5 protein-coding genes are annotated in these 12,943 nt (G+C 41.3%); 2 read left to right on the top strand and 3 right to left on the bottom strand.

Going from position 1 to position 12,943, the window contains the following annotated elements; translation table 11 throughout:
• The first annotated feature begins 238 nt into the window (after positions 1-238).
• Positions 239-1,588 (top strand): ATP-binding protein, encoded by a 1,350-nt coding sequence (locus Q0612_RS06230; protein ID WP_298882190.1) that lies wholly within the window; start codon positions 239-241, stop codon positions 1,586-1,588.
• Between the two features lie 208 nt (positions 1,589-1,796).
• Positions 1,797-3,470 carry an AAA family ATPase gene (locus tag Q0612_RS06225; protein ID WP_298882188.1) on the top strand — a complete coding sequence of 558 codons (1,674 nt, stop codon included), beginning with the start codon at positions 1,797-1,799 and terminating at the stop codon, positions 3,468-3,470.
• A 154-nt stretch (positions 3,471-3,624) separates the two neighbouring features.
• Here Q0612_RS06225 and Q0612_RS06220 read toward each other — a convergent pair whose 3' ends face one another.
• The 3 genes from Q0612_RS06220 to Q0612_RS06210 form a co-directional block, all read right to left on the bottom strand.
• A complete protein-coding gene (locus Q0612_RS06220) occupies positions 3,625-10,203 on the bottom strand; it encodes an autotransporter outer membrane beta-barrel domain-containing protein (RefSeq protein ID WP_298882186.1) in 6,579 nt (2,192 codons plus the stop codon).
• 193 nt (positions 10,204-10,396) lie between these two features.
• Positions 10,397-12,325 (bottom strand): TonB-dependent siderophore receptor, encoded by a 1,929-nt coding sequence (locus Q0612_RS06215; protein WP_298882184.1) that lies wholly within the window; start codon positions 12,323-12,325, stop codon positions 10,397-10,399.
• A 35-nt stretch (positions 12,326-12,360) separates the two neighbouring features.
• The gene (locus Q0612_RS06210) at positions 12,361-12,876 is read right to left on the bottom strand and encodes a hypothetical protein (protein ID WP_298882183.1); all 516 of its coding nucleotides are present in this window, start codon (positions 12,874-12,876) and stop codon (positions 12,361-12,363) included.
• Between the last annotated feature and the right edge of the window lie 67 nt (positions 12,877-12,943).

Genomic DNA, 12,943 nt, shown 5'->3' with positions numbered 1-12,943 from the left:
TTTCTAATTGGGAAATTGCTTTAGAGCTGTTAAAAGTTCGGAAAGTGCTGCATATAGTGCTTCTACTATCAAGATTTTTGTAGCAAATTACTTTAGCACGCTAAAAAATCTCGTTTTGTGTAGAAAATACCATTTTAAAAATCTCGTTTTGTGTTAAAATAGACGTAGAAAAATCGCGTTTTGTGTAGAAAATGTTGTTTAAAAAATCGCGTTTTATGTTATATAAGGAGCTGAAGCCATGCGCAGAAAAATTTATGATAAATTAACGGAATGGAAAAAAAATAACGGCGAGTCCGCACTACTCATCAAAGGCGCCCGCCGTGTCGGAAAAAGCTATATTGTGGAGCAATTTGCTAAGGCTGAATATAAATCTTATATCTTAATCGACTTCAACCAAGCATCTAACGAAGTAAAGGGCTTATTCGAGCATTTCCTTACCGACCTAGATACCTTCTTCCTCTATTTATCAAGCATTTATAATGTCAAGCTATACCCTCGCCAAACATTAATTATTTTAGACGAAGTACAGCTCTTCCCCCGCGCACGTTCTGCTATCAAATACCTTGTTGCCGACGGACGTTATGATTATATTGAAACAGGCTCATTAATATCCATAAAGAAAAATGTCAAAGATATTCTCATTCCCTCAGAAGAAGATCATCTGGAAATGTACCCTCTTGACTTTGAAGAATTTCTCTGGGCCCTAGGCAACGAAACGTTAATGAATGTAATTCGCGACTGCTTTGAAAAAAAGCGTCCTCTCGGTCAGGCTCTGCATCGCAAAGCTATGAACTATCTGCGCCAATACATCATCGTCGGCGGCATGCCACAAGCTGTTGACACCTTCATCAAGACCAATAATTTCGACAAAGTCGATAAGGCTAAGCGCAGGATTCTGAATTTATATCGTGACGATATCCGCAAGCACGCTGACAATTATGCGTTAGACGTAGAAGCTATTTTCGAGGAAATTCCTTCACAGCTCAAAAATCAGCACCAGCATTTCAAGCTTTCATCTATTAAGCAAGGCGCCCGTTTCAAAGAATACAAAGACGCCATCTTCTGGCTCTCTGATGCCATGATAGCTAATAACTGCTATAATTCTACCGAACCTAATATAGGTTTGCGTTTAAATCTTGATAAACGACTGCTGAAATGCTATATGGCCGATACCGGTCTGCTCATCAGCCATGCCTTTGATGAAAACAATCTGGTCAGTGAAGAAATTTATAAAAAGCTCTTGTTCGACAAATTGGAGGTAAACAGAGGCATGATTGTGGAAAACACTGTAGCACAAATGCTTGTTGCCAGTGGTCACAAGCTCTACTTTTACGCCAATGCTTCCCGTGATGATGTAGCTTCACGTATGGAAATTGATTTTCTCATTGCCAAAAGTAAAATCAGCAATAGGCATAACATCTCCCCTATCGAAGTAAAGTCCAGCAAAAATTATACCTTATCCTCTATCCGCAAATTCATCAATAAATATACTGAACAGCTACACACGCCTTACGTCCTGCATACCAGCGACCTAAAGGAAGAAGACGGCATTGTATATTTGCCTCTTTATATGACGCCTTTACTTTAGCACGCTAAAAAATCTCGTTTTGTGTAGAAAATGCCATTTTGAAAATCTCGTTTTGTGTAGATTTTCGCTGTTAAAAAATCTCGTTTTGTGTTAATGCGTGCTCAGGAAAATTTTCTATCTACTACTAACAGCCTTGAAAAAATGCTATAATATAAGAAAATACGAATTACGATGTATATGCATAACGAACGAGAGGAGGCTATACTCCATGCAAAATAAATTACCTTTGCCTATCGGCGCATCGAATTACAAGCTCGTAAGCACGGAATACTATTATGTCGATAAAACGCTTCTGATTAAAGAGCTTCTCGACGAACGCGCTGTCATTACCCTCTTCACGCGCCCCAGACGTTTCGGCAAAACGCTGAATATGGACATGCTGCGCACATTCTTTGAAAAGACACCTGAAGATACCAGCAAATATTTCAAAGATAAAAAAATTTGGCAGGCAGGCGAAAAATACACAAGTCAGCAGGGAAAATATCCTATTATTTTTCTTTCTCTAAAGGACGTTAAATTTTCTAATTGGGAAATTGCTTTAGAGCTGTTAAAGGAAGTCATCAGAAATGAATATGCCAGACATCCAGAGCTAGAAAAAAGCACTGAACTCACTAAGGCTGACACAAACCTTTATCAAAAAATCGTCAATGACACTGCCTCTGATGCCAATTATCTTTTCAGTCTCGGCGCTCTCAGCAGAATGCTCCATGCACATCACAAGCTTGCGCCTATTATTATTATTGATGAATATGATACACCTATTCAGGAAGGCTATATCAATAGCTATTATCAGCAGGTGGTTGAGTTTATCAGAATTCTTTTTTCCTCTGCACTCAAAGACAATCCCCATGTTACGTTGGCAGTTCTCACAGGCATTTTGCGCATCGCCAAAGAAAGTATTTTCAGCGGACTGAATAATATTCGTATATATTCAGTTCTTGATACTCAGTTCAGTAATTACTTTGGCTTTACTGCCGAGGAAGTACAGACTATGGCAGATTATTATCACGCTGTTGATAAGCTCTCAGAAATTCAACAATGGTACGATGGTTATAAGTTTGGCAATACGGAAATTTATAATCCTTGGTCTGTATTGTACTATTTCGGCAACAACTGTACAGCTCTACCCTATTGGGTGCAGACCTCTGGTAATGCAGTTATTCATGAGATATTGCAAAACCTCAACACCGATATCTGTGAAAGTTTAAGAGAATTATTAAATGGTATTACTTTAGACTCCATAATCAACACAAATATCATTTATCCTAATCTAAAGGACATGGAAAGTAACATTTTTAGCTTCCTGCTCATGACAGGCTATCTAAAATCCGTTAACACTACTATAGATGACCAAGGTACGTATATCTGCCAGCTTGCTATTCCCAATAAAGAGGTTCAAAGCGTTTATTGCAATGAAATACTCTCCCTATTAAGTAACCATATCGGAGAAAATATCGTCCACACGCTTAACCAAGCATTAGTCACTAAAAATACTGCTTCCCTCAAAATAGCTTTAAAAACATTTCTCATGGAATCCATAAGCTATTACGACGGTTTGAAGGAAAACTATTATCACGGTTTGCTTCTAGGCATGAGTATTATTTTTTCTTCTGATTATTACCTTCTCTCCAATCGTGAAAGCGGTGAAGGACGCTATGATATCCAGTTACAGCCTAAAACTGCTGCTATGCCAGGCATCATTATTGAAATCAAGGCTGCTAAGGATGCGACGGAAGAAAAGCTGAAAGCTTTGGCAGCTAACGCCTTAGCGCAGATTGAAAGCAAAAAATATGATACAGAGCTACGCAAGCAAAGCATCAAAACTATTTACAAATACGGCATTGCCTTCAGTGGCAAGAAAGTAGAAATCGCAACAAATTAAGCTTTAACAACAACAAAACAGCTCCGAAATGCACCACGCATTCCGGAGCTGTTTTGCTTTATGAGAGTTTATGAGTTTATTTGGAGTGATGCTGCAGCGTTGCCATAGCAGCGCCGCAGCTAAGTATGAAAAAATGAGAGAGCTGAAATTAAGATTAGAACTCGAAGCGGAGACCTGCGTTCAGTTTCCACTTGCGTTCGAAGTTGCCGCCAAAGTCCTTAGCAATATCCGCATACAGATGAGCAGTCTTGCTGAAGTCATAGCTGCCACCAAGCTTCATTTCCATCCAGGTTTCTTCACCATTGAAGCTGGTGTGTTTTCTGTCGCCATCGTTTGCAAAGTAGCTTGCGCTGATGTCGCCATTGAACTCATGCGCTGCGAACAGGCCTGCATACAGACGACCTTTTTCGCTCTTCATGCCTGCTTCAAAGCCCAATCTGCCTACGAAGCTGCTGTAGCTGTCCTGAGAAATCTGCATTTCAGCGTTGCCGGTAGATGCAGTGTAATCCTTGGCGCCTACCTGAGACCAGGTCAGCTGTGCTTTCGGAGTGAAATAGGTATCCTCATCACCGAAGGTCTTGCCATATTCCATAGTCAGGCCATAAGCGTTGGATTTGTAATCACCATGCAGCTTCAGGCTGCGGATTTCATTGTATACGTCGTATTCGTTTTGAACACGGCCAACCTTCGCTGCTACGCGGAAGTAAGCATTGTTTTCATAGTTCTTCACGCCGTATACGCCCAGGCTGTACATCTGGTTATCGCCTTTGCCACCTAGCAGATAGTTGGAATCGCCGTTGCGGTAGTCAAATGCTACGCCAGTGTGCCAACCGTTTGCTGCTGCCTTGTCGTAGCCAACCTGTACGCCATAGTAGGTGTTGCTGTCCTTCAGGCCGCTTACATCAGAGGTGGTCTTGCCGCCCAGAGCTTTGGCGAACATGCCGTCTTCATCAGCCATGTCTGCGCCGGTGTAGGTGTCCTGCATATTATCGCGCCAGGTGTGCAGAGAAGTGGTTGCTGCGCTTCTTACGCCCTTCATGACAAAGGTTTCGTAGTCGCCTTCAAGAATCTTATTCCAGTTTACACTGTCAAGATCATATTGGCCCTTGCCGGTTTCATCCCAATGCAGAGTACCGATGTATTGGGATTTACTGGAAGAGGTCAGACCGTCGGCAATCTGTACCTTACCGGTCAGGTTGCTGCCATTTGCTTCATGGTCTTTGTAGGTAACCTTTTGTGCCAAGGCCTTCAAGGTTGCTTCTACAGCATCCTTGTCCTTCATGTTAATGCCACTGTTGTCGGTGGACATGATTACGCCGGAGCTTGCATCTGCTTTCTTAATAATTACATCGCCGCTGGTATAATCGCTAACCTCATCGCCATCATTGTTATGAGCATAGATGAAGGTTTCCCAACCGGAATATTTATCAATGGTCATGCCGCTTGCATCAGGATTAATAGCTCTCAAGCTATAGGTTGTTGCACCACCAGGAGCATCATTCATGATGATGAAGCCGGTAGCATCTTCTGTTTTACCGCCAATAAGGGTTAAGCCATTGCCTTTACCACCCTTGAAGTCCCAGGTAGCTTTGTCCTTAACAGTCATCTTCAGCGTGCTATCGTCAAGATTGTAGCTGCCAGTCATCTTAGAGTCGCTGCCTACCAAAGCAATATCAGCAGAGCTTGCCGTCAGGTCAATATTGCCATTAATGATAGTTGCTGCCGGCTTCTCGTTTTTGTTGATGGAAATATTGCCACCAAACAGGCCTTCAATATTACCATTAATGGTTGTGCCATTATCCAGAATCACTTTGCCGTCCATCGCAACATTAATAGCAGGATTAGCAGAACCAGAACTGCTGATTTCAGTTACACCGTTAATCTTGACAGTGTTACCTTCAGCATTGATGCCGTATGAATAACCTTTCAGTACAAGCTTACTGTTGCTGTTATCTATTGTAACATCCTTACCTGCAGCATTTACGGCAGCGCCGGAAGTAACGTTGACTTCGGTATCCTTCTCAAAGACATATTTGCCGTCTTTAATAACGCCTGCATAAGCTGTATCTTTAGCAGCATCACCGGTAATACCTTGGTTGAATTCGCTGGGTACGGTCGGCGGTTCCGGTTTAACGTCTTCCTTCTTCAAGCTACCTTTACCGTCTTCAGTGCTGAAAGCAATGTTGCCGGTCTGCATTGCTTTACTGCTTGCAGTCAGGCCATCAGCAATCTTCACAAAACCTGTCAGGTTCTTCTCACCGCTTGCTGCAAAGTTGCTGTAGGTCAGCTTGCCTGCCAATGCGTTCAGTACGTTAGCTACGCTGTCCTTGTTATCCATTGCAACATTGGTGTTGTCGGTGATCAGGGATACTACAGAGCCTTCTGCTGCATGCTTGATAATGGTGTCACCAGCCTTATAGTTCTCGGCTGCTTCGCCATTGCCTTCATGAGCATAGTAGATGTTGGTGTTGCCGCTGTAGCTGTCGATAGTCAGGCTGTTCACATCCTTTTGGAAGATGTTGCCTGCTTTAGCTTCGCTTGCACCGCCAACGAAGTTAGCGATTTCGCTGCCGGTGAATTTATATTTCTCCCATTCGGAATCGCCGTATACATAACCATACTTCTCGTTATTCCAGGAAGCACCGTTTGCCAAAGTCAGGTTCAAGGAACCGCTCAGTCCTGCTTCTTTTTCTGCATCGGTGAAGTGTTTGTATGCAACGCCGGTCCATGCAGAATCCTCAGTAGTCAGCTTGAGGTTAACAACGGATTCTTTGCTATCGCTAGCAAAAGTTTTATCCTGGCCTTGTTTGCCGAAGAGGCCTGCATTACCCTTAACGGTTACAGTCTTACCTTCGCCGCCTACGTTAACGGTACCAAGAGCTGCGCCAACTGCATGGAAGCCATAGCCTGCCTCGTCGCTGTTATTCTTAACCTCGATATCGGCAGCGCCCAGGTTAACGGTTGCACCATCTGCTGCTACAACACCGGAGCCGTGAGCTGCGATAGTAGTCTTGCCGTCAACGGTTACACTTGCACCTGCGCCGTTAGCGTTGATGCCGGCAATATTTCTCCAGGATGCTTCGGACAAGGTAGTCGTATTTTTACCGTCGATAACGTTTTCAATAGCCCATTTGTCGCCGTTCTTCGCCATGGTCAGGTCGCCGTTCAGCTTGATTTCGGAATTGCCGTTAGCATTAACACCATAAACATTGTTATGGCCATGAGCCTTAATAGCGGTATTGCCGGTAACCTCTACAACAGCCTTCTCGCCTGCGCTCTTAGCATAAATGCCGATTGCGCTGCCTTCGCCAATCAGCGGGTTGCCGCTGCTTGTCTTACGGCTGTAGGTGTTGTCGATGTTGATATCCAGAGTGCCTGCAGTAATGCTGGTTGTGCTGCCTGCAATGCTGTTGTCAATGCCGCGCAGCGGAATTCTGTTGTTCAGAATACCTGCATTCTTATCAGGCGGAACAGTCTTGCTGTCCAGAGCTACGTTCAGCTTCAGAGTCTTGTCTGCAGCATTGATTACCAGATTTTCAACGCCTGCAGCGTTCTGTACAGCTGCACCGCTGATGATGAAGGAGCCTTCATGAGCCGGATCCTTTTCCTTATGAGTCATCTGGTTGATATTAATGCTTGCATCCTCAGCAAATACATAGGACAGATCCTCCTGCTGTACTGCGCTGAATACGCCTTGCTTTTCACCAGTGATAGCATCGGTAAAGGTAGTCTTTTCGCCCTCACCAGGTTCAGGTCCAACACCCTCTTCCTTAGTATAACCCTTACCGGTATCTTTATTAAATTTAATTGTATCAGACTTCTTAGTCTGGCTGCTTGCAGTCAGGCCGTCAGCAATCTTAACATAACCGGTCAGGTTCTTCTCACCGTTTACGAAGTTGCTATAGGTCAGCTTGCCTGCCAGTGCGTTCAATACGTTGGCTACACTTGCATCGTTATTCATGCTGATGCCGGTGTTGTCGGTAATCAGGTTTACAACGGAGCCTGCTGCTGCACTAGTGATAATGGCGTCGCCTGCTACATAGTTGCTTGCGTTTTCACCATTGCTGGTATGAGCATAGAAAATGTTGGTGTTGCCGCTGTAATTATCAATGGTCAGGTTATTGCTGTCCTTCTGGAAGATGTTGCCTGCAGCTGCTTCGCTTGCACCACCTGCCAGCTTAGCTACATGGCTGCCTTCAAATGCTGCATTGGTTTTGCCCCATGCCTCATTGTTCCAGGTTGCGCCGTTAGCAAGATAAAGGTTAACGATACCTCTATAAGCATAATAGCCTGTCCCCATATCCTTAGCAAAAGCTGTACCGGTCCAAGAAGACTCCTTATCAGACAAACCAATATTAATAATGCTGTTCGTTACATCCATATCACTAGCAGCTTTAGTCTTTTCGCCAAAAGCACTGATATTGCCTTCAATTACGGTAGTAGCAGTGCCTGCTGCATTCTTGTCATCATTCATGTTGACATTAACAACACCACCATCAGATTTCAGAGCGTAGATTTCCTTTTTGTCATTCTTTGCAACTTTAATATTGCCGCCGCCGACAGTAACCGTAGAACCGTTTCTGATAGCGCTGATAGCATTGCCGTTATGAAGGTTGATATCAGCCTTGCCGTCTACAGTGATAGCAGAGGTTTTAGCACCCCAATCAGCAGTATTCTCTACATGTAAGCCGTTGATACTGTCGAATTGTTCACTGTCTGCTAAATTCAAATCACCATGAATAGCGACGCTGCTGCCATTAGCTTTTACATAAATGCCATAAGCATTGGACATGGATGAAAGCTTCATGTCAACATCAGCAGTGATATCAACATTACCCTTGGTTACTTCCATACCGGAGCGTTCGCAGATGTCCCCCTCACCGTTCTTGATTACCAGCTTGTCAGCCTTAATAGTTGAGGTGCCCTCAACATTCTGTTTGAACAGAGCCGTAGCGCCTACAAATTTGCCTTTCTTAGCAGTCAAAACAAGCTTATTGTTGCCTGCATCAATAGTCAGCGGTGCTTTTGCATCTACTGCGGATTCAGCATCTGCTTTAATCGTAGTATTAGCACCGAAAACGTACTTGCCGTCCTGGATATTGCCTGCATATTCGGTATCTGTTGCAGCGTCACCGGTCAGCACAGTAGTAAACTCTGTCTTAGGCGGCTCTACAGGCTCAGGCTTAGGAGTTGGTGGTACTTCAGATTTAGCATAAGTTCCTTTACCATTATCTTTATTGAAGGTAATGTCACCGCTATTCATTTCCTTGCTGCTTGCGGTCAAGCCGTCAGCAATCTTCACATAACCGATCAGGTTGGTTTCGCCGTTTACGTAGTTGCTGTAGGTCAGCTTGCCTGCCAGTGCGTTAAGTACGTTAGCAACGCTAGCATCATTATTAGTATCAATTTTATAGTTGTCAGTAATAAGATTTACAACAGAACCCTTAACCGCACTCTTGATAATAGTGTCGCCAGCTTTATAGTTTTCAGCTGCTTCACCATTGCCTTCATGTGAGTAAAAAATATTAGTGTAACCGCTATAGTTATAAATATTCAGGTTATTGCTATCTTTTTGAAAGATGTTGCCGGCGTGTTTATCGTCACTGCCACCAACAAAATTGGTAACCTCACTGCCAGAATATGTTTTGTTGCTGTGCTCAGGTTTCAAAACAACAGTACCTTTGTTTTCGTTATTCCATGTAGCACCATTCTGCAGCCACAGATTTGCTGCACCGGTAAATTTGACACCGTTGTCTACATTGCCTTCAGAATCGAAAGCATTCTGTATCACACCGTTAAGCTTTGATTTCTCCGTGGTCAAACCAAGATTAATTTCTGTCTTAGTGCCATGCTCATCAACTGAGGCTACTGCGCCGGTACTAACACTAAGGTTACCATTAATAATTACATCATTACTGCCTGCACCAGTTACATTGCCATCCTTATCTTGAACAACGTTCATATTGACGATGCCGTTCTCCGCTCTAATAGCAGCATAACCCTTCTCGTAGTAGTCAAGAACGTTAATTTGTCCGCCAGCAACATTGATTTTACTACCACCAGCATTTACAAACAAGCCATTGGCATTGCCTTTGAAATCCACATTACCACTAATATTGATAGTACCACCTTTACTATTCTTCATCTGGCTAGTAGCATATAATCCAGATGCACCATAGTATGCAGAGCCTTCACCATTGCCTTTGATGTCCAGCTTTACATCACCAATAACATCAACATTACCCTGGCTGTAAATACCTACAGTATTTAAGTCACCATCAGCAGTAATATCTATATTACCATCAACAGTCAAACTTGCACCGGTGTCATGTAGTCTGATACCCTGTAATCCATCAGCGTAAATTCCTTCACCCTTTAAATTCATTTTCAAGGTATCAGCTTTTATGCTCAAGCTATTAGCTTTATTAATTCTGATGCCTGCTCCATATTCTTCAACATCTTTAACATTAAATGTCAAAACTTTACCATCAGCATTAATTGTTGTGTTTTTTACAATATTCATTCCTAATTGAGCTGTAATTTGAGAATCTTGGGTAAAATTATATACTCCAGACTCATCAATTACACCTGCATATGCAGTATCGGTAGTTTTATCACCAGTGAGAGTGTCGTTGTAATTGGCAGCTTCCGCCAAAACAGAACCGCCGCCTAAAATACTTGCTACAACGGCAAGTGCTAAACAAGTATTTTTTCTTTTACGACTTAGCTTCAAAATATAATCCTCCTTATCAAAAAATAGTTATTTTTCGTCAGCTCATCAATCTGACGATTGTATAAAAAGCTTTACAACTTATAAAAAGATATAGGCTGTAATGCCTTCTAACTAAAAAAACTTTAACATGTAGTTTTGCAGCGCTGCCGAAGCAGCGCCACAACATGAGTATATAAATGGAAAGATAACGAAATTAGAAAGTAAATTGCATGCCCAATACAAAGCTGCGGCCTGGCATAGAATACCAACCTTTACCACCATGAATATTATCTGTATGCTCAGCATATAATTTGTCGAACAAGTTATCCACCTTGAAATAAATATTCAAATCTTTCGTAGGTGCATAGCTAGCACTTAAGTTTACTACAGCATAATTATCAGCGGGCCATCCATTTTTGCCGGCATATTCATTATTTATCTTACGCATGAAATAATATCCATCTAAACCTGCTTTAACCTTAGCATAATTATAGAAAATGCTAAACGTTGCCATATCCTTAGGATAATAACCCATATCAAGATTGTCGCCAGAACAATGTTGGAACAAGTGTGCCCAGCCAATATTAGCATTCCAGTTCTCATCAATTTGCGTCATGTATTGCATATTCCAGCCACGTGCAATACCATCAGTATAATTGTTATATTTACCATTTGCCGGTAAACCGATTGCAACATCACTTATAGTTTCAAACCAATTTAATGTCAAAATATTATTATCATCAAAAGTTTTATTGTAACCTATGGAATTTGTATGGCCTTCAGCAGCCTTCAATCCCCTGTTACCATAATTTTTGTCTAACAGCTGATGCATGCTAGGAAGAATGTAGAAATCGCTTTTTCCTGCATAAATAGTATCATTATCAGTAACATCCCAGCTAATTTTATAGCTCTTTGATGTATGCGTATCAAGCTGTACACCATTACCTGAACTATTTGTAGGCTTATCATATCGTAAACCACCGGACAATGTTACTTTAGGAATAATTTCCCAATCATCCTGAATATAATAAGATGTATTTTTCAGCTTAAAATTACCCTTTTCAGTACTAGCGCTACTTACATTTTGGCTTATATTATTCTTGCCCTCTGAATAATCAATGCCGAAAACAAAATCATGTCTGGACATCGTATAGCGAGCTTGTTCATTAATAAAATTATACGTATAGTCGCTTTGTGCATTCTTTATCCAATGATTACTTTGAGCATAGTTACCTTTTGTATTACTATGTCGATAGCTAAAGCTATTACTCCATTTATCAGAGAACTTAATGTCATCCTTTAATGTGAAATTATCACTTTTATTATTACCTTCGTAGGTTTTTCCTTCAACTAAATCAAAACCGCTATAATCTGCCTTATTCCTATCATAGCTCATGGTAAGCGTATGATCATTTGTGAAATCATATGTAACCTTCAGGCCTAATGCTTGCGAATCAAGACTGCTTGGCCATTTTTTTCCTTCACCGTCTTTGACATCACCGCTCTTGGTTTTATCATAATAGACATTGTAACCAACCTTATCCTGTCGACCCATGGTATTCAATTTATAATGCTGTTTTCCAAACGTACCGCCTGAAATATCTAAAGTGGTTTTTGCTTCGTTGATTTTACGTGTAATAATGTTAATTACGCCGCCTTTGGCACCACTGCCATAAACTGTACCAGCACTGCCGCGCAACACCTCTACTCGTTCAACGTTATCCATATTATTCATTAAGGAAGCATAGATGTATCCACTGCTATCACCTTGGAAATCAGTTACACGTACACCATCTACTAAAACTACTATTTCCTTGCTGCCATTAATGCGAATACCATTTAAGTTTGCATTTAAAGCACCGCTACCACCATTATTTAAAAACTGAACACCTGGTACAACACGCAATGCCTCTTCCACATTGGTCATATGCATTTCTTCAATTGTTTTACGATCAACTACACTGATGTCAGCCTTTGCATCCGTAATTTTAGTCAAAACACGATTTGCTGTTACAACCATTGTGTCTAACGAAAATTCCGATAAGTCAGCCTCTTCCTCAGCAAAAGCTGATGTTGAAAAACTTGCAGCTAAAACAGTACTCATTACTGCTGCATATAATTTCTTTCTATTTACACTAAGCATATCTCTCTACCTTCTTTTATACTCATTCCCTATAATTATTTTTTACTCCATATTTTTTCCATAAGACCAGAAAAATGACCTTCCAGATGGTCTTTTAATTGATCTACTAAAGCAAAAATTAAAGCTGGTTCAAATTTATCATCGGCAGAAGGCACACTAAATGTCAACACAACATTGCCCTGAGGATTAACACTATACTTAAGCATATTAAATTCATTATTTAATTCATTTAAATACTTCAGGGTTTCTGCCTGTTTTTCAGCTGTAATAGTCACTAAATGTGCTTGAATATACGTATAGACAGTGTTGTTAACCACAACAAACAGCGGTAATACTTGTCCTTCTATCAACAGCTTAGTATTAATCAATAAATTATTTTCGTTGATTTGAATATATTCCAAGCCTTTGATGCCGTTTTTATCAGCAAAATCCTTCAAGGCTGTAATTTTTTTAGCAGCAATAGTTTGCTCTTTAGCTTGAGTGCTTTTGCTTTTTTTCGTATTTTTAATTTCAGCTTCAGTAGTTTCTACATTTTTTTCTGTTTTAGTCATACTTTTACTCCTTTACTCATCATAATTTTTTTGTTAGGCAGAGCCAAATAGCTCTGCCTAAACAAAA

This window comes from uncultured Phascolarctobacterium sp. (assembly GCF_937920985.1).
Taxonomy (GTDB): Bacteria; Bacillota; Negativicutes; order Acidaminococcales; family Acidaminococcaceae; genus Phascolarctobacterium_A.
This window is presented reverse-complemented; position numbering and strand designations above follow the sequence as displayed.